The 23,348-nt window shown below is 67.4% G+C and carries 17 protein-coding genes; 8 read left to right on the top strand and 9 right to left on the bottom strand.

Features of this window, described 5'->3' with window-relative positions; translation table 11 throughout:
• Positions 1–2,633, top strand: a 2,633-nt coding sequence (locus CHB77_RS15500; RefSeq protein WP_141133733.1) for an efflux RND transporter permease subunit, incomplete at its 5' end; no start/stop codon positions are given.
• A 170-nt stretch (positions 2,634–2,803) separates the two neighbouring features.
• A complete protein-coding gene (locus CHB77_RS15505; RefSeq protein WP_089389093.1) occupies positions 2,804–3,787 on the top strand; it encodes a Fic family protein in 984 nt (327 codons plus the stop codon).
• Positions 3,788–3,930: 143 nt separating this feature from the next.
• On the opposite strand, the gene CHB77_RS15510 is transcribed toward CHB77_RS15505, so the two are convergent.
• Both CHB77_RS15510 and CHB77_RS15515 read right to left on the bottom strand, forming a co-directional pair.
• Positions 3,931–4,608, bottom strand: a complete 678-nt coding sequence (locus CHB77_RS15510) for an ABC transporter ATP-binding protein (RefSeq protein WP_089389094.1) — start codon at positions 4,606–4,608, stop codon at positions 3,931–3,933.
• Between the two features lie 3 nt (positions 4,609–4,611).
• Complete coding sequence (locus CHB77_RS15515; protein WP_244898841.1) at positions 4,612–6,084, bottom strand: KpsE/RkpR family capsule polysaccharide export protein; 1,473 nt, start codon at positions 6,082–6,084, stop codon at positions 4,612–4,614.
• Positions 6,085–6,231: 147 nt separating this feature from the next.
• Between CHB77_RS15515 and CHB77_RS15520 the strand changes: the two genes are divergently transcribed.
• Positions 6,232–6,984, top strand: coding sequence for an ABC transporter permease (locus CHB77_RS15520; protein WP_089389148.1), 753 nt, complete (start codon positions 6,232–6,234; stop codon positions 6,982–6,984).
• Between the two features lie 10 nt (positions 6,985–6,994).
• Here the strand turns inward: CHB77_RS15520 and CHB77_RS15525 are convergent, their stop codons facing one another.
• Together CHB77_RS15525 and CHB77_RS15530 are read right to left on the bottom strand one after the other, a co-directional pair.
• Positions 6,995–7,900, bottom strand: a complete 906-nt coding sequence (locus tag CHB77_RS15525) for a glycosyltransferase family 2 protein (RefSeq protein ID WP_089389095.1) — start codon at positions 7,898–7,900, stop codon at positions 6,995–6,997.
• The gene (locus CHB77_RS15530; protein ID WP_089389096.1) at positions 7,897–8,835 is read right to left on the bottom strand and encodes a DUF4422 domain-containing protein; all 939 of its coding nucleotides are present in this window, start codon (positions 8,833–8,835) and stop codon (positions 7,897–7,899) included. Before CHB77_RS15530 ends, CHB77_RS15525 begins: the two co-directional genes overlap by 4 nt.
• Before the next feature lie 196 nt (positions 8,836–9,031).
• Between CHB77_RS15530 and CHB77_RS15535 the strand changes: the two genes are divergently transcribed.
• From CHB77_RS15535 to CHB77_RS15545, 3 genes are all read left to right on the top strand, one after another.
• Positions 9,032–10,177, top strand: a complete 1,146-nt coding sequence (locus CHB77_RS15535; RefSeq protein ID WP_089389097.1) for a UDP-galactopyranose/dTDP-fucopyranose mutase family protein — start codon at positions 9,032–9,034, stop codon at positions 10,175–10,177.
• Between the two features lie 26 nt (positions 10,178–10,203).
• Positions 10,204–11,451: a tetratricopeptide repeat protein gene (locus CHB77_RS15540; RefSeq protein WP_089389098.1), complete on the top strand. Its 1,248-nt coding sequence runs from the start codon at positions 10,204–10,206 to the stop codon at positions 11,449–11,451.
• Positions 11,452–11,538: 87 nt separating this feature from the next.
• The gene (locus tag CHB77_RS15545) at positions 11,539–11,967 is read left to right on the top strand and encodes an RbsD/FucU domain-containing protein (protein WP_089389099.1); all 429 of its coding nucleotides are present in this window, start codon (positions 11,539–11,541) and stop codon (positions 11,965–11,967) included.
• 24 nt (positions 11,968–11,991) lie between these two features.
• Here the strand turns inward: CHB77_RS15545 and CHB77_RS15550 are convergent, their stop codons facing one another.
• The 5 genes from CHB77_RS15550 to CHB77_RS15570 all read right to left on the bottom strand — a co-directional run bounded on the left by CHB77_RS15550 (position 11,992) and on the right by CHB77_RS15570 (position 17,849).
• Complete coding sequence (locus tag CHB77_RS15550) at positions 11,992–13,284, bottom strand: glycosyltransferase (protein ID WP_089389100.1); 1,293 nt, start codon at positions 13,282–13,284, stop codon at positions 11,992–11,994.
• 6 nt (positions 13,285–13,290) lie between these two features.
• On the bottom strand, positions 13,291–14,292 hold the full coding sequence (locus tag CHB77_RS15555) for a glycosyltransferase (protein ID WP_089389101.1): 1,002 nt from the start codon (positions 14,290–14,292) through the stop codon (positions 13,291–13,293).
• Between the two features lie 161 nt (positions 14,293–14,453).
• Entirely contained in the window at positions 14,454–15,113 is a 660-nt protein-coding gene (locus CHB77_RS15560) for an FkbM family methyltransferase (RefSeq protein ID WP_089389102.1), read from the bottom strand.
• 36 nt (positions 15,114–15,149) lie between these two features.
• Complete coding sequence (locus CHB77_RS15565) at positions 15,150–15,842, bottom strand: hypothetical protein (RefSeq protein ID WP_089389103.1); 693 nt, start codon at positions 15,840–15,842, stop codon at positions 15,150–15,152.
• Between the two features lie 6 nt (positions 15,843–15,848).
• Positions 15,849–17,849, bottom strand: a complete 2,001-nt coding sequence (locus CHB77_RS15570; protein ID WP_176430353.1) for a glycosyltransferase family 2 protein — start codon at positions 17,847–17,849, stop codon at positions 15,849–15,851.
• Positions 17,850–18,080: 231 nt separating this feature from the next.
• On the opposite strand from CHB77_RS15570, the gene CHB77_RS15575 reads away from it, so the two are divergent.
• Together CHB77_RS15575 and CHB77_RS15580 are read left to right on the top strand one after the other, a co-directional pair.
• Positions 18,081–19,583: a phospholipase D-like domain-containing protein gene (locus CHB77_RS15575; RefSeq protein WP_089389105.1), complete on the top strand. Its 1,503-nt coding sequence runs from the start codon at positions 18,081–18,083 to the stop codon at positions 19,581–19,583.
• Between the two features lie 600 nt (positions 19,584–20,183).
• The gene (locus CHB77_RS15580) at positions 20,184–23,318 is read left to right on the top strand and encodes a right-handed parallel beta-helix repeat-containing protein (protein ID WP_089389106.1); all 3,135 of its coding nucleotides are present in this window, start codon (positions 20,184–20,186) and stop codon (positions 23,316–23,318) included.
• Positions 23,319–23,348: the final 30 nt, after the last annotated feature.

Consider the following 23,348-nt stretch of genomic DNA (forward strand, 5'->3'; position numbering starts at 1 on the left):
CGCTGGAACTGTCGGACTATGCCACCCGTTTCCTGGCGGACCGCTTTGCCCGCCTGCCGGGCGTGGCCAACACCGCGACCTTCGGCGCCCGGTCCCCCGCCATGCGGATCTGGCTGGACCAGTCGCGCATGGCCGCCTATGGCATCACCACCGGCGACATCATCGGCGCGCTGCAAGCCAACAACATCGAACTGCCCGCCGGAGAGATCGAGACCGGCGCCCGGCAGTTGCAGGTGCTGGCCCAGACCCGGTTTTCCAGCCCCGACGCCTTTCGCCAGGTGGTGATCCAGAACAGCGCCCCCGGCGATGCCGGCCGCCCCCTGCGCCTGGGCGACGTGGCCACCATCGAGGAAGGCCCCGAACAGCGGGAATCGATCTTTCGCGCCAACGGGGTGATTTCCCTGGGAATGGGCATCCAGCCGCAGGCCCAGGCCAACACGGTCGCCATTTCCACGGCGGTCAAGGCCGAACTGGACCGGATCCGCCCGACCCTGCCGCCCGGAATGCGCCTGGACATCACCGCCGACGAGGCCGTGTTCATCGAAAGCTCGATCAAGCAGGTGCTCAAGGTGTTCGCCGAGGCCGTGGCCCTGGTGATCGCGGTGATCTATCTGTTCCTGGGGTCGATGCGGCTGTCGATGATCCCGGTCGTGACGATTCCGGTATCCGCGCTTGGCGCCGGGCTGGCGATGCTGGCCCTGGGGTTTTCCATCAACATCCTGACGCTGTTCGCGCTGATCCTGGCCATCGGCCTGGTGGTGGACGACGCCATCGTGGTCTTGGAAAACATCCAGCGGCACCGGGCCATGGGCAAGTCGCGCGCGGACGCCGCGCGCGACGGCGCGTCCCAGGTCAGCTTTGCCGTGATCGCCACCACGGCCGTGCTGGTGTCGGTCTTCGTGCCCGTCAGCTTCATGGAAGGCGAGATCGGCAAGCTGTTCGCCGAATTCGGCATCGTGCTGGCCGTGGCGGTCGCCGTGTCGGCCCTGATCGCGCTGACGCTGTCGCCGGTGCTGGCCGCCCGCATCATGCCGCGCGAGGATCGCCCGAACTGGCTGACGCGCACGGTGAACCGGCTGATCGGCGCCCTGGAACGGGCCTATGGCGCGATCCTGGACCGGCTGATCGCCCGCCCGGTGCCGATCCTGGCCGTCACCGCATTCCTGATGGCCGGAGCCTTCGCCCTTTATGGCCATCTGCCCCGCCAACTGACCCCGGACGAGGATCGCGGCCAGATCCGCATCATCCTGTCCGCCCCCCAGGGATCGAACCTGGCCTATACCGACGCGGCCACCCGCCAGGTCGAGGCGTTGCTGGAACCCTTGCGCGCAAACGGCACCGTCACCAACGTCACCACCATCGTCGGCACCTGGGGCGAATTGCGCCGGTCGATGCTGTTCGTGAACCTGGCGCCCTGGGGCGACCGCGATGCCAGCGTCGATCAGGTGATCGCCGACCTGCGCCCGCAACTGTCCCGCCTCAGCCAGGCCGAAATCTTTGTCCGCGCGGCGGGCGGCCTGGGCCTGAGCAGCGGGCAGGGCAACGTCAGCTGGATGCTGGGCGGGCCGGACGTGGCCCGCACCGCCGCCTGGGCCGACGATCTGGCGGCCCGGCTGGAAACCGATCCGCGCCTCGCGTCGGTCGAGGTGAACTATTCCGCGAACCAGCCGGGCGCGAACCTGTCGATCGACCGCGCCCGCGCCCAGGATCTGGGCCTGTCGTCCGAAACCATCGCCCAGACCCTGCAGGTGCTGTTCGCGTCGCGCAGCGTCGGCGAATACACCAGCGACGGGCGGCAGTATCCGGTGATCCTGCAAGCCTCGCCCGAGGATCGCGATTCCGTAGCCGACATGCTGGGGGTGTTTTTGCGCAACGACCGGGGCGACTTGATCCCGCTGTCGGCCTTCGCCAGCATCGCGACCGGCGCCACGGCCCCCGCCGTCAACCGCTATGACCGGCTGATCTCGGTGGGCATGGAGGCCGACATCGCCCCCGGCACGGATCTGGCGGGCGCCATGGCGGCGGTGGAAGCCGCAGCGGCCGACCTGCCCGCGGGCGCGGTGCTGGCCTGGGACGGGCAGGCCAAGGATTACCTGGAAAGTTCCGGCGGGATCGCCACGGTCTTTGCCATGTCGCTGCTGATCGTGTTCCTGGTCCTGGCCGCGCAGTTCGAAAGCTTCCGCACGCCGCTGACGATCATGCTGACCGTGCCCCTGGGGCTGGCGGGGGCGGTGCTGACGCTGTGGATCACCGGGGGGACGGTCAACATCTTTTCCCAGGTGGGAATGATCCTGCTGATCGGCATCATGGCCAAGAACGGCATCCTGATCGTGGAATTCGCCAACCAGCTGCGCGAGGAGGGCCGGTCGCTGGCAGAGGCCGCGCGCGAGGGCGCCGTGACCCGCCTGCGTCCGGTGATGATGACCACCATCGCCACTGTCCTGGGGGCGGTGCCTCTGGCCATCGCGTCGGGCGCGGGGGCCGAAAGCCGCCGGGCCATCGGCGCGGTGATCGTGGGCGGGCTGTCGCTGGCCTTTGTTCTGACGCTGCTGATTACCCCGGTGATCTATGTGCTGATCGAAGGCCTGCGGCGCAGGCCCGAGGCCGGGGCGCAGCCTGTGGCGGCGGAATAGATTTGCGTCCCGCGCGTGCCGGGGGCGCTTTGCCCCCCGCTCGGGCCTGCCGGCCCCTTCTCCGCTGAAAAAGGTCCACTGGACCTTTTTCCGGGCGCTTCGAAGCCCCCGAGGATATTTAGCCAAGGCAAAGAACTGGCGTCAGGGCAGATCCGTATTAAACTGCGGATATGCACGGATTCGATTATTCATGGCAAGATTCTGAAAACGACGATCAGCCCGCCCCGCCCCGTCCCGCCGACTGGCTGGCGGCCCAGGCCGGGCTGGCGGTGGAACTGGCCGATGCCGCCCTGGCGGCAGGCCGGCTGGAGGCGCGCCTGTCGCTGATGGACGCCACGGCCCACGCGGGCGCCACCCGCCGCCTGGCCCTGGTCGAGATCGAGAACATGCTGCGCGCCCAGGGCACGCCCCTGTCGCGCGAGGAGATCGGCCTGGATGCCATGGCCGCCCGCGCGGGCACCGATCTGGGCGCCATGGCCCAGGCCCGCTGGGCGCTGCGGCGGCTGGAAGGCCAGTCCGACCCGAATCGGCTGCGCGATTTCCTGGCGCTGCACCGCAATCCCGATCACGCCGACGCCCCCTGGTCCGACCGTCCCGCAGGCGCCGCCTTCGATGCGGCGGCGGCGGATTTCCTTGGGGCGGTGGAGGGTCTGTCCGGCCTGCACCCGCTGGCCCGCGCGCCCGCCGCGCGGATGCTGTGGCGGCTGGCCGCCCTGTCGCCGGAAGATGCCGGGATCGAGGCCGCCGTCTGGGCCGCCCGCGCCATGGCCCGCGCCGCGCCGGGTCTGGCCTTTCTGCCGCTGGGCCGCCACGGCCGGGCGATCTGGGCCGATGGCGGGACGCCCGAACGGCGCCTGTCGCGTCATCTGTCGGCGGTGGCGCAGGGCGCGGGCGACGCCTGCCGGCTGCTGGACCGCATCGCCGGCTGGGCGGACGCGGCCCAGGCCGCCACCGCGGCGATCAAGGGCCGGAACCCGGCCCGCGTCATCGCCGCCCTGGCCGCCCATCCGGTCCTGCACACCGCCCAGGTCGAGGATCTGGCGGGCATCAGCCGCGACACCGCCGAACGCTTGCTGTCGCGGATGCGGCACATGGGGCTGGTGCGCGAGATCACCGGCGCGCGGCGGTTCCGGCTGTGGACGGCGGCCGTGTAGGGCAAGGGCTATTCCGCCTGTATCCGTTGTTGCAGAGCATGACGCGGACAACCGGGGCACCGCCCGAGGCCCGTGAACATCCCCGATAATGTGCGCTTATCGGCAGTCCATGCGCCCGCTTGCGGCCCGTGGATCCTGGCGTGCTAATCCCCCGGCGTGTCGGCCGGGGCGCGCATGAGCGATTCATGGTGGGCAATGGCGTCTTCGAGGGTGTCGTAGACGGACAGGCGGCCGTGTTCCAGGACCGCGCCCATCGTGCACATCTGGCGCACCATCGCCATCGAATGGCTGACGACCACCGCGCTCGACATGCTCATCCGGTCCCGGAAGACCCGCTGCGACTTGGCGCGGAAATCGGCGTCGCCCACGCTGGTCACCTCGTCCACCAGATAGGTGTCGAAATGGATGCCCATGCTGGTGCCCATTGCCAGCCGCGACCGCATCCCCGACGAATAGCTCATGAAAGGCTGGTGGTAATGGTGGCCCAGTTCGGCGAAATCGGCGACGTAATCGACCAGTTCGTCGGTGTCCACGCCATAGATGCGGGCCACGAAGCGGACGTTCTGCGCGCCGGTCAGTTCGCCATGGAAACTGCCCGCGAAGCCCACCGGCCAGGAAATCGAGCCGTCCGACAGGACCCGCCCCGACGTGGGCGAGACGGTCCCCGCGATCATCCGCAACAGCGTGGACTTGCCCGCCCCGTTGCGCCCCAAGAGCGCCACCGACGCCCCGGTCGGAAACACCGCGTTCAGCGCGTCGGCCACCACCGTGCGGCGGCCCTTCAGCCGATAGACCTTGGTCAGGTTGTCCAGCCGGATCATCGCCTAGCCGCGGTCGCGGATGCTGTAATAAACCAGGACCAGGATCGACCAGCCGGTCAGCAACAGGCCCACCACCATGAACATCAGCCAGGGCCGGTTGGGTTCGGTCGAACTTTGGGCGACCTTGGGCTGGATATGGGCGGCCAGGTAGCGCGACTGGCGCCGCGCCTCGGCCAGGGCGGTTTCATAGGCGATGCGGGCGGACCGATAGGCGCCTTCGGCGAATTCGCGGTCCACGGCCAGTTTCTCGTATTCGGCCATCAGCTGCGAATAGCTTTCGCCCGCCGGTCCCGTCCCTTCGGCCCCGAACTTGGCCCGCTCGCTGTCGATCAGGCGGCGCAGCGCGTCGATGCGCTGCTGGGACTGGATCACCCGGTGGTCGGTCGCGGGCGCGTTCTCGATCAGCAGGTCGTGGGCCACCATGGCCTCGGCCAGCTGGCCCTGCAATCCGGCCAGGACGCCCATCTGGCTGGTCAGGTCGGCCTGCGGATCGACGATCTGCGAGCGCATGCGGAAATCCGTCATCGCCTGCCGGGCGGCGGTCAGATCCTGGCGGGTCTTGTCCAGTTCCGCCTGGGCCAGCCGGGTGGCGTCGTCGCGGGCGATGGCCGACAGTTCGTTGATCTTGTCCGAGCTTTCCTGAAACACCGCCGCCGCGATGGCCTGGGCGTCCTGGGGGGTGAAGGCGCTGACGTTCAGGGTAATCAGCCCCGAGGTGCCGTCGTACAGCACCTTGACCTGGCGCTGCCAGTATTCGGTCATGTCCTCGATATGGTCTTCGGGATTCAGGCCGAAGACGAAATCCCGCGGCCAGACGCGGGAAAAGCGGCTGCGCAGATCCAGCTGCACGTCGATCCGTTCCACCATGTCCTGGCTGCGGATGTATTCATAGAGGATGTCGGTGTCCGACGCCCCGCCGCCCCCGCCCGCAAAGGGGGCCAGCCCGCTGAGCAGGTCGATCGACGGGGTCATCTGTTCCTGGCGGACCGAAAACCCGACGCTGGACACATACTGGTCGCTGGCGCGCGCCCACAGATACCAGCCCCACAGCAGGCTGGGCAGCACCACCAGGACCAGGAATGACACCAGCAGCAGCCAGTGCCGCCGCCGGGGCTGGGCCATGGCCGCGGGCGCGCGCACCGGCGGGGCCGCGGGCGGTTCCGGGCGGGCGGGCAGGCCGGGCGCGGTCCGGGGAACGGGCTGGGTGGGCAGGGCGCGGGTCGGAAGCTGCGGGGCGCTGCGGGGCGCGGCGCCCGTGGCGCCGGGACGCACCACCGTCGGCCCCTTGCCCGAGGCCAGCCGGACCAGCGGCTTGGGCGCCGCGTCGGGCTGGACCTGGCGTGCCAGCCCCGGTCCCTGAAAGGGCCGCCGCAGCATCGTGTCCGAGGTCGCGGCGGCGGGCTGCGCGGGATCGGGCTGGGACGGGCCTGCCTGCGGATCGGCCTTGCTTCCGGTCGCGGTGGGGGGGGTGTTCACAGCCGGACTGCTTTCGCTGGTTTACCTTTTGGCGGCAGTTGTTACATAGTGTCGGTCGCGCAGACCAGCACTTGCATTCACATGTCCGGCATTTCCCCCAAATTGCACCATCCCCAACGCCCGCGCCGTCCCGGACCGCGCTTCCAGATGCCGCGCATCGTCATGGCCCTGATGCTGCGCGAGATGGCCACGACCTATGGCCGGTCGGCGGGCGGATACCTGTGGGCGATCCTGGAACCGGTTCTGGGGATCGCGCTTTTGTCGGTGATCTTCAGCCTGGCCCTGGCGCGGCCGGGGCTGGGCACGAACTTTCCGCTGTTCTATGCCAGCGGGCTGCTGCCGTTCCTGATGTTCAACGACATCGCCAACAAGGTCGCGGGCGCGATCCGGTTCTCGCGGCCGTTCCTGGCCTATCCCAGCGTCACCTTCATCGACACGCTGATCGCCCGGATCGTGCTGAACGCGCTGACCCATACCGCCATCGTGGCGATCGTGCTGGTATCGATCGTGATGATCTATCGGCTGCCCGTGGTCTTTGACCTGCCCGCCCTGTTCGAGGCGCTGCTGATGGTCACGATGCTGGCGGTGGGGGTCGGCACGCTGAACTGTTACCTGACGACCGCCTTTCCGGTCTGGGAACGGATCTGGTCGATCCTGACCCGGCCCCTGTTCCTGATGTCGGGGATCTTCTTTCTGTACGGGATGATGCCGACGCAGGCCCAGAACATCCTGTGGTACAACCCGCTGGTCCATTGCATCGGCATGATGCGCCAGGGGATCTATCCGACCTATGCGGGCGATTACATCAGTCCGGGCTATGTGGTCGGCGTGTCGGTCGTGCTGTTCGTGGTGGGGCTGATGCTGCTGGAGCGAAACTACAGGACGCTGCTGGAACGCTGAAGGCCCGGCGTCACAACCGCCCGGCCAGGGCGGCCAGGGCGGGCGCCAGCCGGCCCCCCGGCCCCTGGCGGTACAGCCCTTCGCGCAGGCAGGCGGCGGCAAAGGCCGCCCGGCCCCCGGCGCGGGCCTGGGCGATCCGGTCCAACAGGGCGCGATGATCGGGGGACAGCAGATCGGCCGCCTGCGTCAGGGCGGCCAGGGTCGCGGTCATCCAGCCCGCCTGGCGGCGCGCCCGCAGCCGCGTCAGCCGCCCCGTCACGTCCGGTCCCGCGCCGATCTGGTTGCCGCCGTGCTGGCGGTAAAGGACATGGCTTTCGTCGTCGAAGACGATCCGCCCCCCGGCGCCCGTGACGATCTGATAGGCCCACCAGTCGTGCATCACCACCCGCGGGCCGCGTCCGGCGGCCTGCCGCAGCAGCGCCGTGGCCGCGCGGTTCAGAACGATGCTGTGGCCATAAAGGATGTTCTGGACCAGGGCGTTGCGAAACCCCGGCGGGCGGGTCGGGGCGGGCGACAGGCCCGCGGGCCGCAGCCCCGCGTCGCAGATCGTCACCCGGCTGGCATACAGCGCGGGGCGGTCGGCAGGCGGGTCCGACAGCAGCGCCGCCGCGCGGGCGATCTTGCCGGGCAGCCACAGGTCGTCCTGATCGGAAAAGGCCGTGTGATCGGCCTCGGGCGCCTGCCGGATCAGCGACAGGAAATTGTCGGCCGCCCCGGTTCGCGGTCCTTGCACCAGCCGGACCCGGCCGGGGTTGTCCCGGCGGAACCGCTCCAGGATGGCGGGGGTGGCGTCGTCCGATCCGTCGTCGCTGGCCAGGACCCGCCAGTCGGCCAGCGTCTGTTCCCCATAGCTTTCCAGTTGCCGGGGCAGGAACCGCGCGCCGTTGCGGGTCGCCAGCAGGATCGTCACCGTCATCGGGCGGTCCGGTTCCGGGACCGGCCCGTCCCCAGCGTCCAGGCGTCGCCCAGCCCGATCCGGCGTTCCAGGCACAGCCGCAGCAGGTGCGGCCAGCCCGCCGCCGCCGGACCCGTTGCATCGATGTTCAGGACGGTCTTGTGGACCACCCGCAGATCGGGGAACGCCGCCCGCGCATGGCCCCCCAGCACATAGGCCGTCAGGATCCGTTCCGCCAGAAACCCCGGATAGCGCGCCTGATAGCCGGATCCCGGCCCGGCGGCGGCGATCCGGGCGCGGGTCTCGGCCAGGATGGGAAACAGCAGCGCGCTGTAATGGTCGAAGACCGGACGCGGCATGATGAACATGTTGCCCAGCAGCAGCCGGTTGCCGCCCAGCACCCGATCCAGGGCGGGCGCGAAATCGGGGCGGCGTTCGGCCGCCACGGCGCGCAGCGCCCGCAGGTGGGACGGATCGTGGCAGCGGCCGTACTGGCGGGCCAGGCTGCGGCGCAGGCGGATCGGGCGCGGCACCACCAGATCGGACCGCCCCGCCCCCGCGACATGGCGGTCCACGTCCTGCGCCCAGGCGGCGGCGTCGAACCGCGCGACATGGCGTTCGGGATGGCTGCGCGCGGGCTGGCGCCCGCCCAGGTCGAACAGCCGCCGGTAATGCATCAGCCCCATCGGCGCGTCCGCCGGATCGTTGCGCCAGGCCCAGTAATGGGCCGTCAGCTCGCAGTATTCGGGGTTCAGGCGCGACAGGTTGTCGCCCGTGTCGTCGCCCGCCACGCCGGGCAGCAGCACCCCCGTCAGCGCGCGGCCGACCTGGATGGGCACCAGATGCCGTCCGCCCAGCACCGGGCGGGCGTCGTGATAGGCGACATAGATGCGGGCCTCGGCACGGGCATCGGCACGGGCCTCGGGGAAATCCTGCACGGAAGGGGGGGATGTCATCGCGTCCGGGATCCTGCCTGCGCTGCCGACCGCAGCGTTAGCAAACCCCGCCCCGCAAAGTCGAGAGGCCGCGGCCACCGGAACGCCGCCCGGATCGCGGGCGATTGCCCTGCCCCCCCGGAACGGCGTAAACCCCCTCCGAAAGCGCGCGGTCTGCTGCAAGGATGCGGGACCGGACAAGCAGGGAAACGATCGCATGAACATTCTTCTGGTGGGCGCGGGACTGTCGGGGGCGGTGATCGGCCGGACCCTGGCCGAGGCGGGGCACCATTGCCGCGTCATCGACAGCCGGTCCCATCCGGGCGGCAACTGCCACACCGAACGCGACGCGGACACGGGCGTGATGATGCATGTCTATGGCCCCCACATCTTCCACACCGACGACGCGGGCGTGTGGGATTACGTCACCCGCTTCGCCGACTTCGTGCCGTTCCAGAATCGGGTCAAGACGACATCGGGGGGGGCGGTCCATTCGCTGCCCATCAACCTGCTGACCATCAACCAGTTCTTCGGCCGGACCCTGCGCCCCGACGAGGCGCGCGCCTTTCTGGAAACCAAGGCCGACACGTCCATCGCCGATCCGCAGAACTTCGAGGAACAGGCCCTGCGCTTCGTCGGCCGCGACCTGTACGAGGCGTTCTTCAAGGGCTATACCGAAAAGCAGTGGGGTTGCAGCCCGACCGAACTGCCCGCCAGCATCCTCAAGCGGCTGCCGGTGCGGTTCAACTATGACGACAACTATTTCTTCCACCGCTTCCAGGGGATGCCGCGCGACGGCTATACCGCGATGGTCCGGGCGATCCTGGACCATCCGGGCATCACGACCGACCTGGACACCCCCTATGATCCCGCCATGGCGGGGGAATGCGACCACGTGTTCTGGTCCGGCCCGCTGGACGGGTTCTTCGGCTATGGCCTGGGGCGGCTGGGCTATCGCACGCTGGATTTCGAACGGTTCGATCATGACGGCGACTATCAGGGCTGCGCGGTCATGAATTATGGCGACCGCGAGGTGCCCTATACCCGCATCACCGAACACAAGCATTTCTCGCCCTGGGAAACCCACGAGAAAAGCGTCTGCTATCGCGAATACAGCCGGGCGGCGGGGCCGGACGACATCCCCTATTACCCGATCCGCCTGGTCCGGGAGAAAGCCCTGCTGGAGGATTACGTCCGCCTGGCCCGGAACACGCCGGGCGTGACCTTCGTGGGGCGGCTGGGCACCTATCGCTATCTGGACATGGACGTGACCATCCGCGAGGCCCTGGACACGGCCGCGGCCTTTCTGGACGGCGCCGCGCAGGGCCGCCGCCCCGGCGCCTTCGTCCACGCCCCCCTCTAGGCCCCGAACCCGGCCCGCATCCCGCCATGACGCAGACGATCTTTGCCAGCTCCGCCTACGAGGCCGTCCTGCATCCGCGCGATGCGGACACGGTCGTCGTGACCTTTGCCGAACGCAAGGAACCGCCCCCCGCGGGATTTTCCGGCCAGGTGATGCTGGCCAAGACCGACCATGCCTTCTGCTGCATCCGGTCGCTGGCGAACGACTGGTATGTGGGCGCGGACTTTCCCGCCTGTCTCGACGCGGTGGCGCGCGCGGTGCGTCCCTATCGGCAGGTGATCCTGTACGGGTTTTCGATGGGATCCTATGGCGCGCTGATCGCGGCGCAGGCTCTGGACGCGGACCGGCTGGTGCTGATGGCGCCGGTGGCCAATATCCATCCCGACAAGGACCGCCGCTGGATCGCCGATTACGAGGCCCTGATCGCCGGCCGGAGCGTGGCCGACCTGGCCCCTGCGATCCCGGCCGGGACCGAGGTGATCTGCGTCTATGACCCCAAGGGCCCGGACCGCCGGCATGTCGCCGACCTGAAACGGCTGTGTTCCGTCCGCGACGTCCTGACCCCGCGCGCGGGGCATATGGTGTTCACCTTCCTCAGCAACGGCGGCATCCTGGGCACCGTGGCGCGGATGCTGTTCCAGCCCGACGTGGACGTGGCCAGGGCGCAGGCGCTGATCCTGTCGTCGAAACGCAACAACAGCTATTACATCGCCGAACTGGCCCGGTCGCTGTCGCGCCACCCGATGCTGCGGCGGATGCTGCTGCGATACGGCGTGCGCCGGTTTCCGGCGGATCTGGCCCTGCGCCTGGACTATGCGGGCGCCATCGCCGAATCCGGGCAGCCCGCCGAGGCGGCGGCGATGATCCGCGCGGCGGTCGCGGAACACCCCAGGACCGCGGTCAGCGTGCCGGTGATCCGCGCCCTGGGTCTCTATGCCGAACATGGCGGCGGCTTCGACGCGGTGGCCGACCTGATCGCCCCCTATGCCTCTGACCAGCCCCGCGCGCGCGAGGTGCAGCTTTTGTATTCCCGCTTCCTGCGCCATACCGGACGCTTCGACCAGGCCTTCCGCGCCCACGAGGCTTTCATGAAGGGCGGCCCCTTCTCGGCCCAGGGTTTCGTCGAACGCGGCCTGATCTTCGAGAAACTGGCCCTGCCCTTTCTGGCCGAAACCAGCTATCGCGCGGCCCTGGCCGAGGCGCCCGATTTCCGCCGCGCCGCCCAGCATCTGGCGCGTCTGGAACAGGACCACCGGGCGCAAAAGGAAAAATAACGATAAATCATCATCTTGCCCCGGCGTGGACAAGATGGCGCCCGGCGTTTATGACGGTTCTCCTGACCAGCGACAGCGGGACAAGACGTGCTCAAGGGTATTCACAACCGGATCGAACCCGATCTTCTTCACGCCATGGCCATGATGGGCGAGGGCGAATCCATCGCCATCGTCGAACGGGCCTTTCCCGCCTATGCCATCGCCCCGCAGCTTCCCTTCAAGCGGGTCATCACGATTTCGGCCCGCCTGGCCGACGTGTCGCGCGCGATCCTCAGCCTGCTGCCGCTGGACGGGCGGGTCGAATGCGCCGCGACGATCATGCAGGCCGAGGGCGAGCCCGATTTCATCCCCGAAACGATCGAGGAAGCCATTCCCATCATCGAGGCGGCGGGCACCGCCATCCAGTCGGCCGACCGCGACACCTTCATGACCATGGTGATGCACAGCCACGTGATCGTGCAAACCCAGGACATTCGCCGGCACGGCAACGTGATCTTCGTCAAGGGCGCGCTCTAGGACCGCGCGCCGAAGCGCCGGGCCTCAGGTCCGGCCGCCGCCCGGACGGTCCCCGTCCCCGCGCAGGGCGCGCAGTTCGCGGTCCATGGCGTCCAGGCGCCGTTGCAGGACCACCAGGGCGAACTGGATGTCCGACAGCTGCGCCGCCGTCTGGACCTGCGCGGCCGGGGCGGGACCGGCAAGGGCCGCGTCGCGGCCGCGCGACAGGCGGCTGCGCAGGAATCGCGCCGTGGTCGCGGCGGTGTCGCGCAGCCCGGCATGGCGCAGGTGATAAAAGCCAAGCCCGATCAGGGATTTTTCCGGCAGCCGGTATCCCGCCGCCCGCGAAAAGGCGATGAAGTCGCGCCGCCGAAGGGCATCCAGCATGGCCACGACCCGGCTGGTCTTGCTGTAGCCCCCGGCCGCGGCGTCCACCGCGTCGGCGGGATAGCCCTGCACGATCGGCACCAGCCGGTCGAACAGCTTGCGCTGCATCTCGCCCTCGGCGCGCAGGCTGACCCAGGACAGTTGCGCCGCCACCCAGGCCAACAGGGCGGGCGCGTAATCGCGGTCGCGGTCATGCGATTTCAGCCAGGCCCGGATGGTGGATTCGTGATCGAAGATCTTCAGCAGCCGGTCGTCCACCGTGGCCATGGTCTGCCCGATCCGCGCCACCCGATGATAGCACAGCACGTCGGGCACAAGCGCCACCCGGTTGGCCGACAGGACCGAGAACCAGTGAAACGGATTGTCCTCGTAGAAATGGTCGCCCACCGGAAAGCGGATCGCATGGCGTTCCAGCATGTCGCGGCGATAGATCTTGCGCCAGGGCACGGCGATGAATTCCAGAAGCCGCTTGCGGTTGGCCTCGGCGCCCTCGCCCTCCAGATCCCAGGCATCGGACGCCGCGATGCCCGTCCAGCGGTGGTGGTCGGCGGGTTCGGCCATGGCGCCGGTCTGTTCGTCCAGCAGCCGGTAATTGCACATCGCCAGATCCGCGTCCGCCCCCACCGCCGCGTCGTGCAGCCTGCGGAACATGTCGATGTCGCAGATGTCGTCGCCATCGGCAAAACCGATGTAATCGCCGGTCGCCGCGTCCAGCCCCGCATTGGCCGCCGAGGCGACGCCGCCGATGGTGTTTTCCCCAAACAGGATCGGCCGGATCCGGTCGTCGCGTTCGGCATAGTCGCGGATGATCCGCACGGTGCCGTCGGTCGAACCGTCGTCGACCACGATGATTTCCAGATCGGCCAGCGACTGCCCGATCACGCTGTCCAGGCATTGCGCCAGATAGGCTTCGATGTTGTAGGCGGTGACGATGACCGAAAGCTTGGGCAAGGGTTTCTACCTGTTCAGCAGGATGTCGGACAGTTCGGACGCGACCGCCGGGGCGCGGCCGTTGCGCATCTTGGCGAAATCCACCAGGTCGATGCGGACGATCAGGTCGGCCATGCGCTGATTGAATCGGTTGCGCGCCTCGGGGACGATCTTGCCGCGCGCCCATTTGAACAGGGTCAGCACGAAGCCCCAGAAGAAATGGGCATACCGCTGGCGCAGGTCGGGCTGCGACAGCAGCAGGTCGTACAATTCGTCCAGGGCGTCGAACATCTGCAACCGCGTCTCGCCCTGCTGGTTGGTCAGGTTCGATCCGCCCGGATGCACCACATGGGTGCAGATCTCGGCCCGCGACAGCAGGATCCGGCGCGGATACATCAGCGCGTGCCAGTGGCCCAGGATGTCGTTGTTCACCCGCGTCCGGCCGAAGCGCAGCCCGGTTTCGCGGTAGCGCGCGGTCCGCAGGATCTTGTTCCAGGGATAGTTGGTGACGACCAGCAGCCGGGCGAAATCGTCGGGCATCCCGGCGGCTTCGGGCGCGCCCTGCAACAGCGCGGCAAAGGTTTCGGCGTCCTTGGGAATCATCCCGGTGGAATGGGCGATGTCCTGGCGTTCGCTGCGATAGGCCAGGACCGCCACGTCCAGGTCGGGTTCCGCGTCCAGGCGCGCGATCGTGGCGGCGATGGCATCGCCGTGCAGCCGGTCGTCGGCGTCGAAGAACAGCGCATAACGGCCCGCCGCATGGTCCCAGCCGCGGTTGCGCGCCTGCCCGGCCCCGGCGTTGTCCGGCTGGAACAGCGCCAGCGTGTCGGCCGAGCGTTCGGCAAGGGCGCGGATCCGGGCGTCGCTGCCGTCGGTCGATCCGTCATCGACATAGATCGTCTGGATGCGCAGCCCGCCGATGGACCGGATGGTGTCGTCCAGGTCGTCCAGATGGCCGGCCGCGTTGAAGACCGGGACGATGATGGTCAGGTCGATGCTGCGGTCAGGGAACGGGTCGGTGTCTGTCATTCTGCCATTGGCCAAAAAGCGGCCCCGAAGCGACCCATGCGCGGGCCGGATTGCGCGGCATCACTGGCCCAAAAGCCCGGCGGATACAACCGCTGTCTTGCAGCCGCCCGCCCAATCGGCCCGATCCGGCCCGAGGCGGTTCCCGCGCGATGCGGACCGTTTCAGCGTTTTTCGTAAAGATAGGTCGGGGTCACGTTGAAGCGGCGCACCGGGGCATAGCCGAAGGGCGCCAGAAACGCGCATTGGGCGTCGAAATCGGGCGTTCCGATCGCCTCGGCGACGATCAGCGGGTTGCAGCGCGCCAGGGTGTCGCGGGCGCCTGCCAGGCATTCCACCTCGAATCCCTCGACGTCGATCTTGAGCAGATCCAGGCGGGGCAGGTTCAGGGAATCGACCGTGATGACCGGCAGGGGGCCGTCCGGGGTCAGTTCGATCCGGTCCATGCCGCTGTTGGCCCCGCTGTCGTTGCGCACCGTCGCGGCCCGCCCCGCGCGGCGGCCCACGGCCGCGTTGATCGCCCGGACCCGGTGTTCCAGACCGTTGGCGGCCAGGTTGCCTTGCAGGATCGCGAAGGTGTCGGGGTTCTGTTCGACCGAATGCCCTTCAAGGCCCAGGATGGCGCCAAAGAAGACGCTGTGATTGCCGACATGGGCGCCCGCGTCCAGAAACACCCAGCCGGGCATGGCGCGGTGAAAGATCTCGGCCAGCAGTTCCATCTCGTAGAAAGTGCCGGTCTGACCGATGACCGAGGTGATCAGGTCGTCGGGCGCAAGGCCCGTCAGGGTCGCCTTGCGCCCGCCGTATCTGAGAAGGAAATCCATGCGCCCCCAGCCGTTCTTTCCGATGCCGCCGCCCGGTCAGGGCCGGACCAGGCGGGCAAGCCCGCCAAAGTGCTGCACGTCCTGCAAGGCCTGGGACGGAAGGTTCCGCGTCACGCTCAGATACAGGGTTTCCTCGTTCTTCACCTCGGTCAACCAGTCCCTTCCGCGGGCGACGCAGATCATCGGATAGCCCCGTTCATGCGCGTGGCGGGCAAAGCGGATGTCCACGAAGCCCGACGATCCGTCCATATAGTCGAAGGTCGGCATCTGCCGTCCCTTCACGTGGATGGTGCCGGTGCCAAGCTGATTCATCTGCACCGGCGCGCCAAGCGGCAGATAGAACGTATGGACCAGCCGCCCGCTGCGGCTGCGCCCGTCATAGTAATCCGAATAGGTCACGCCGTGCACGCCCAGAACCGGATCCGTCAACGGGCTTTCGGCGCGAAGCCGCATCATCCAGGCGACGTAATCGGCCGGATAGAGGATGTCGTCGTCGCACAGGAACACGTCGTCGTCGTCGCCCGCCGCAAAGCAGAACTTGCCCAGATCCCTCAGATTGCGGTCGGGGATGTGGAAAGTCGCATTGTCCAGTTCCCTGAACGCTTCGGGGACGTCCGTGTATTCGTTCAGCGCGACGTTCAGCACATCGACCTGCGCGGCGATCGAACGCAGCGCCTGAAGGCAGGTGTGCTGTCGGGCGGGATAGGTCGCGACGTTTGCGATACGCATGGGGTCTTATCCGTTCAGGGAAACAAGGTCCGAGGGCGTGCGCGCAATGGCGCCCTCGCGGGCCGTCCGGTCCAGCAGGGCATCGGGAACGATCAGCCGTCCCAGGATCCGCTGGCGTCCCGCCAGCCCCGCATAGGCGCGCCGGGCGGGCGCCCGATAGCCGATCTCGTCGGCCTCGATCCCGGCGGTCCGGGTCAGCGACCCGTCGCCCCACAATCCCAGGACCAGGGGCTGGGCCACCGACACGATGTCGCGCGCGGGCAGCCTGCCGCGCAGCAGTTCGTAGAATTCGGAATCCGCCCCGCACAGAACCGGGCGATAGGGTCCGAACCCGTCAAAGACCGGGCGGGTGAACATGATGCTGTTCAGGCACATCCGCAGGAACTGGTTGTCGCGGAACGCGACCAGATGCCCTTGCGGCTTTATCCGCAGCCAGCTTGCCAGCGACACGCGGGCGCCCTTTTCGGTCATGGCCGTGACCTGGGCCGCGATCCGGTGCGGCAGCGCCACGTCGTCGGCATCGTGAAAGGTAATCAGCTCGCCCCTGGCCTGGCCGATCAGCCGGTTGCGGATGTTGTAGGCGCCCTGGTTCCGTTCGCCCCCGAACAGCCTGACCCGCGGATCCCCGGCAAAGGCCCGCAGACGGTCGCGGGTTCCGTCGGTGCTGGCATCGTCGGCCACCAGGATTTCGACGTTGCGATAGGTCTGTCCCAGGATCGAGCGCATGGCGTAATCGACCGTCGACTCGGCATTCCAGGCCGCGACGATCACCGATACCAGCGGCCCCCCGGACAACAGCCCGGACAGCGGCCGGTCCTGGCGAAACGACGCCCGGTTCAGGATGTTGTCGGACGGGGCATCGTCCAGGCGCATGGAAAACGGGCTGCCATGGGCGGCAAGATAGCCGTTCAGCCGGGCCAGGTAATCGGCCTCGCTGGCATGGCGCAGGTAATTGGCCCACAGAATCTGGCCGGTGTCGGATGAAAAGGGCTGCGACAGCATGTCGTCGAAGGCGACCCGGTTGTATTCGGTGTCCCGGTTCAGGCCGAACACGTCCAGCTTGCCCGACGGCAGGGCATAGGACACCGGACCGCCGCCGGTGCGCGTCCCCCCCAGAATGCGCCCCGCCTGGGCCAGCCGGTCGTGCCGCACCCCCAGGGCCGCCATGTCGATCAGGAAACCGCGCGCCCCGTCCAGGTCGCCCGTCGCCAGCAGCGTGTCCAGGATCCGAGGCCCGGCCTTGCCCATCGCCTCGGCGTCGGCGCCGTGATGGGCGACAAGATAACGCGCCAGCCCGCCCGCGGTCTCGTAATCCTCAAGCCGCAGCGCGACGCCCAGCATCCGCACGACCCAGTCCAGCGGGCCATGGCGCAGATCGGAATCCATGCCGTCGTTCAGATCCTTCAGATCCTTGCTGACCGGGAAATGATAGGCCCGATAGGGCGGAACGTGCTGGCCGTTCAGATCCAGGCCGTCCTGGTCCCGGATCAGGGACAGCCCGCCAAAGCAGAACCGGCCCGGCTGGCCCAGTTCGATGCACAGCCGGTACTGGCGGTCGGCCAGGGCATTGGCGGCGATGTCGAATTCGACGTCCAGATGCCGGGGGGTGCCGCTGGCGGGCAGGTTCCTGGCGATTCTGGCAAAGGTGTGCCCGCCCGCCTGGTTGTATTCGATGATCTTGACCTGCGGCAGCCGGTCCTTGTCCGCGCCGTCGGACAGATAGGACAGGCGCAGCCGGTAGGGTCCGGCCACAAGGCTTTCGGCGGGCAGCACCTGTTCCAGGCGGAACCAGGAATAATCCCGATGCAGGTCGATGCCGACCATGGGCAGATCCCCCTGCCGCACCAGGCCGAGCGCATGGGGCATGTCGTCGTCCGCCGGTCCGGTTCCGGCGGATTGCGAGGGCCGCGCCGCGATCGACCAGCCGGCGCAGATGGTGCCTTTCCAGTATCGGGGATGGTCGTCCAGGCAGGACAAAAGGTCTTGGTTGGCAAGTTCGAGAGGCAAGGACTTGTCTCGCTGCATGGGATGGAGAGGATCGGCCGGCCCCCTTTTGGAACCCTCCATAAAGAAGGCCGGGACGACAATCCATATGCGTGAAATCGCGCCGTCCATGCAATCGCCGCGTGAGCCGGCCTTTTTCGGGCCGGACAACGGGGATGCAACGATTTGTTCCGCTTGCGCCTTTCCTGTCGCGGGCCATGATCGGGCCTGTGCGATTCAGCGGGAAAGGTGCCCATGTTCGAATTCAAGCCAGGCCGGAACTGCTGGCGCGTCGAGACGGCGGACCGGATGTCGGTGATCGTCGATGGCCGGGCCTATTTCCAGGCCCTGCGCGAGGTGCTGCTGAAGGCGCGGCGGATGGTCATGATGGTCGGCTGGGATTTCGATTTCCAGATCGAGATGCTGCCCGGCGAAAGCGACGCGGACGGGCTGGCCCCCGACGGCTTTCCCAACAAGGTCGGCCCTTTCCTGGACGCCATCGTGGACCGCTGTCCGGGCCTGGACATCTATCTGCTGAAATGGAGCGGGGGCGCGCTGATCGCGCCGGGCGGCATCCTGCCCGCGCTTGCCGTCAAGCTGATGTCGCCCGACCAGATCCACCTGGCCTTCGACGGGCGCCACCCGCTGGGCGCCTGCCATCACCAGAAGATCGTGGCCATCGACGACAGCCTGGCCTTCTGCGGCGGCATCGACATGACCGACGGCCGCTGGGACGACCGCGGCCATCTGGACGACAACCCGCTGCGCTGCCTCAAGAACGGCGATTGCGCCGAACCCTGGCACGACGCATCCACCGTGATGTCGGGACCGGCGGCGGCGGCGCTGTCGGAACTGGCCCGCGCCCGCTGGACCCGCGCCCATGACGCCGAGGTGGACGAAACCTTCAAGCCCGGCGCCGACATCTGGCCCCCCAGCATCGACCCGGTCTTTCGCGATGTCCCCGTGGCCATCGCCCGCACCGCACCGCCCGAGGCCGACCGGCCGGGCGTCCACGAGATCGAGGATCTGTATCTGGACGCCATCGCCGCCGCCCGCGACTGCATCTATATCGAATCGCAGTATTTCTGCGCCGACAGCATCACCCGCGCCATCGGGCGGCGCCTGGCCGAACCGGACGGACCCGACATCGTGGTCGTCAATCCCTTCGCCGCGCAGAACCACATCGAGGACCAGGCGATGCACGTCACCCGCAGCCGCATGGTCCGCCAGCTGCGCGCCAACGATCCCCATGGCCGGTTCCGCATCCTGTTTCCCGTGACCGAAGGCGGCCAGCCGATCTATGTCCATGCCAAGATCATGATCGTGGACGACATGATGCTGCGCATCGGATCCAGCAACATCGACCGCCGGTCCATGGGCTTCGATACCGAATGCGACGTGGCCATCGCGGCGCGGGACGAGGAGACGCGCGCCCTGATCCGCGATGTCCGCGACGGCCTGCTGGCCGAGCACCTGGGCCTCGACAGGGCCGAGGTATCACAGGAGATCGCCCGCCAAGGCCGCCTGGCCGCAGGTCTGGACCGCCTGTGCCGGGACGGGGGACGCGGCCTGCGCCCCCTGCCCCTGCGCCGGGAAACCTGGCTTGGCAGCGTTCTGGCCGACAGCCGCCTCTTTGATCCCCGCTATCGGCGCAGCGCGCAGGCGCGGTTCGGAATCACGTCGCGCCACATGCTGATCGGCGGGGCGGTCCTGGCGGGGGCGATCCTGCTGTGGCGTCAGTCCCGCCGCCGGGACTGACGCAAAGACCCCGCTTGCAAAGTTGTGACCCGGATCAACGATCAACCTTTGGTTGTTGATCGGCTGAAACCGTCCTATGGGATTTCCGTCCTGGCCGGTGGCTCCTCCTTCAGGCCTTCCGGCCCGAGGGGCGGACAACCGGCAAGACGGCGGCATGGCTCTGGCCAGGACATGCCGCCGACCGGACGCCAAGGCCGTTTCTGGTCTGCCCGGAAACGCGCCAAGAACGCACATGTCCCACAAGGCCTTGCTGGACCATTGTTTTCCGGTCGGCGAAATCCGTCGCCAAGGCTGTCCGGCTCATGAACCATGAAAAGAAGGTTCCGCGCGATACCGGCTTGTCCGCCGATTTTCGGCGCTGCGATGATCCTTGCCGGGCCTGTTCCGGCCAAGGCGGGATTCCCCTTGTCATCAGGGCTTTTCGGAACAAGGCAAGGGTTCCCGAAGCGGGTGATGACCCAGGGGCAAGGGCAGGAATTCGCCGACCCTTATTTTTTCTCTACCTCTGCGTGTGAAAGCTTTCTAAACACCGCAAGCCACCCATGAACTGTACTGATTAGTTCGATTTCCCCGACATCTGCTGCCAAAGGAATCCATGGAATGCTGTTGCGTGATCTGCTTGTTGCCCTGCCTGGACTGATCGGTCCCACGACCTCCACCTCTCGCGCCCAGGATCTGGAGGCCCAGGAAGCATCGCGGATCGTCACTCCGGCGCCCTCGATCTCTCAGGCCACGGCCTCCCAGACCACGACCTCTCAGGCCACGGTCGGCATGGATTCGTCCTGGTTCGTGGAGCCGGCGGCGCAGGATGAGGACGACCGGACCGGCTTCTCGTCCTCGGACGAAACGATGCCGGACGATGAATCGATGGACGCCATGGTCTTTGCGGACAGCCGGACGACCGGTGGAACCGCGCAAGACCCCGAGCCCGCGCCCCCGCTGGACGACGCTGCGGCCTCGGTCGGTTCCGGCAAGGGGCGGCAGCCCGTGGCGGAGGCGGGCGATCTGCCGACCGCCGCCCCCATAGCCCTGGATTCGCAGCAGGCGGCCACCGTGATGGCCGGACGGGTGGCGACGCTGCTGCCCGACGACGACCGCGGGACCATCGCGTCGGTGCGGATTCTGGATGGCGCCGACTGGGGCCATGTGTCGGTCAATCCCGACAACAGCCTGGCCTTGGTGCTGTCGGGCACCGATACGCAGGGCACGCTCTCCTTTCGCTATGAGGTCACCTATGCCAATGGCCAGAGCGACGATCTGACCGCCAAGGTCAAGGTCGTGGCCGGTCAGCAGAAGGCGGGCTGGGGGACGGGCGATCATTACACGCTGGAAACCGACGTCGACGGGCGCAGCATCGTCGAATACGGCGAAAACCATCGCAAGGTCTATGTTTCGGGCGGCCAGGACGCCCTGTCGCTGAGCGACATCGCCCGGATCGAGGGGGTCAAGCCTTCGGCCATCGACGGCAAGTGGCTGGCGGCGAACGGCGAATACGGCAGCAGCGCGGACATGGCCCTGGACGAGACGGCCGGCATGGCGTTGTGGGCAGCCATCACCGGCAGCAAGGCCAAGGCGGCCCCCGCTTCGCATTGGCTGATGCTGGAAAAGGGATACACCTATGACGATGTGAAATTCCTTGTCCAGCGGGGCACCCAGGGTGAAAGCGCCCTGAATCCGATCCTGATCACGTCCTATGGCGAGGGCGAGAAACCGGTCATCACCCAGAGCCAGATCTACAACAGTCCCGACAACGCCAACATCGTCATTCGCGACCTGACCTTCACCGGCGGCCTGAAAATCATGCAGGGCAGCAACTATCTGGTCGAGGAGGTCAGCATCCGCCGCGAAACGCTGACGGCAAAGGGGGTGGACGGCTTTACCCTGCGCAATTCCGACATCATCGACGTCTTCCGCACCGAATCCGAGACCAAGGACTTCTGGCAGCCGCATGTCAACCGCACCAGCGGATTTTACGCCAACGACAACGAAGGCCTGCTGGTCGAGAACAATTTCGTCGATCACACCGGCTGGGCGGACAATTACAAGGCGAACCTGTCGCTGTCGGGCGGACAGCCGCCCAGCATGTACAGCCAGGGCCTGTATCTCAGCTATGACAACACCGATTTGACGCTGCGCGACAACATCGTGATGCGCAGCGCCTCGTTCGGCGCACAGGTCCGTTCGGGCGGCGTGGTCGAGAACAACCTGTTCCTTGACAACAATGCCGGCGTCAACTTCCTGGGCGGCGACGACATGAAGACATACGGCGCCGGCAACTATACCCTTCTGTCGGGCAATGTCATCACCTCGGGCGCCCATCGCGAGGTGACCGAAGGGCCGCGCGGGGCGCTGAGCATGGGCGCCGACAACAGCGGCCGGCTGACCACGATGATCGACAACATCATCGCCCATCTGGCCGATCCGAACAACCCCCGCGAATTGACCCAGAAATATGTGGGCCAGCCGGCGCTGAAGGAAAAGTTCGCGCCCTTCTTTAACGATACGGCCATCTACAACTGGATCGGCGCGCGGCATCTTGAACGGAACATCCCGGCCAATGATGTCATCGGCCAGCTTGACAAGTCCATCCTGAACGAAACCACCATCCAGAAATTCGCTGCCGAGCTTCTGGGAAAGCCCACTGCCACCATTGCCGATCTGGCCGGCTATCTGCGCGCGCAGGCAACCGGAAAGCTGGACGGCCAGGTCGACGCGGATGTCATCAACAGTTTCTTCCGCGCGGGCTTCGGGATGGACACGACCCTGCGCGACGATGCCGAAACCCTGCGCTTCATTCCCAACAATCTGGCCGACGGGATCCGCTGGGACAACCGCCTGAACTGGTCGACCGGCGACCTGCCGGGCACGCAGAACGGTGACAGCGTCGATCTGGGCGGCAATCATGTCCAGTTCGGCGGCCAGACCCTTGCCGTCGATCACTTCGATTTCGGCGATGCCGGACGGTTGTCGGTCAATTCCGGAAAGCTGGCGATCACGGGGGAAATGGCCGCGGGGCCGCGCGGTTCGGTGCTGGACATCGATGGCTCGGGGCAAGTCTGGATCGACGGCTATCGCGACAGCGATCGGCTGGACATCGCCATGACAGGGGGGCGCCTTGTCAATGCGGGCGCTTTCGCAGGTGAAACCGACATCTTGGTGTCGCAGACGGCGCAACTTCTGCTGGCAGCGTCGGGCGGCCGTTTCGACCTGACCCAAGACAACAGCCTGACGGTGACGGGCACGCAGGCCAAGGTCGGTTTCGACGGCGCGGATGGCAAGACCGCGATCCTTCGGCTTCATGACGGGGCGACCCTGTCCTTTGTGGCGGACAAGACGGGTCTGGGCAAAATCTCAGAGTTCCATTCCGGGGCCTTCGGCGACACCAAGGTCACTTCGGGCATCCGGCTGGATGGGGATCTGGAGGTGGATCTGTCCTCGCTGAATCCGAAGGCCGGGGGAAGCTGGACCCTGCTGGACGCGGACCAGATAATCGGATCGTTTGACGACATCTCGGTGACCGGGCTGGGCCAGAACCGCGATGCGTTGATCCGCATCGACTATACTCGGGACGAGGTCGTCCTGTTGGTCAGCGATGCGGGAAAGGGCAGCGGGCAGGTCCGTACCAGCAGCACTGGCGACGCCGATTTCATGGATTACACCCAGGACGCCGCGCTCAAATCCCTGTGGACCGGTTTCCAGGCTCCCATGCCGCAAATCACCGACGATCCGATCTGATGGCCGTTTCGCACGCGAAACTTTCGCGTG

This window comes from Paracoccus sediminis (assembly GCF_900188295.1).
In the GTDB taxonomy this organism is placed as follows: domain Bacteria; phylum Pseudomonadota; class Alphaproteobacteria; order Rhodobacterales; family Rhodobacteraceae; genus Paracoccus; species Paracoccus sediminis.

What these genes read in the sequence shown, in the direction of transcription:
- CHB77_RS15540 (WP_089389098.1), top strand. Translation starts at nt 10,204, where the DNA reads ATGACGCAGACGATCTTTGCCAGCTCCGCCTACGAGGCCGTCCTGCAT.
- CHB77_RS15575 (WP_089389105.1), top strand. Translation starts at nt 18,081, where the DNA reads ATGTTCGAATTCAAGCCAGGCCGGAACTGCTGGCGCGTCGAGACGGCG.
- CHB77_RS15565 (WP_089389103.1), bottom strand. Translation starts at nt 15,842, where the DNA reads ATGCGTATCGCAAACGTCGCGACCTATCCCGCCCGACAGCACACCTGC.
- CHB77_RS15520 (WP_089389148.1), top strand. Translation starts at nt 6,232, where the DNA reads ATGCCGCGCATCGTCATGGCCCTGATGCTGCGCGAGATGGCCACGACC.
- CHB77_RS15505 (WP_089389093.1), top strand. Translation starts at nt 2,804, where the DNA reads ATGCACGGATTCGATTATTCATGGCAAGATTCTGAAAACGACGATCAG.
- CHB77_RS15510 (WP_089389094.1), bottom strand. Translation starts at nt 4,608, where the DNA reads ATGATCCGGCTGGACAACCTGACCAAGGTCTATCGGCTGAAGGGCCGC.
- CHB77_RS15555 (WP_089389101.1), bottom strand. Translation starts at nt 14,292, where the DNA reads ATGACAGACACCGACCCGTTCCCTGACCGCAGCATCGACCTGACCATC.
- CHB77_RS15535 (WP_089389097.1), top strand. Translation starts at nt 9,032, where the DNA reads ATGAACATTCTTCTGGTGGGCGCGGGACTGTCGGGGGCGGTGATCGGC.
- CHB77_RS15580 (WP_089389106.1), top strand. Translation starts at nt 20,184, where the DNA reads ATGCTGTTGCGTGATCTGCTTGTTGCCCTGCCTGGACTGATCGGTCCC.
- CHB77_RS15530 (WP_089389096.1), bottom strand. Translation starts at nt 8,835, where the DNA reads ATGACATCCCCCCCTTCCGTGCAGGATTTCCCCGAGGCCCGTGCCGAT.
- CHB77_RS15560 (WP_089389102.1), bottom strand. Translation starts at nt 15,113, where the DNA reads ATGGATTTCCTTCTCAGATACGGCGGGCGCAAGGCGACCCTGACGGGC.
- CHB77_RS15525 (WP_089389095.1), bottom strand. Translation starts at nt 7,900, where the DNA reads ATGACGGTGACGATCCTGCTGGCGACCCGCAACGGCGCGCGGTTCCTG.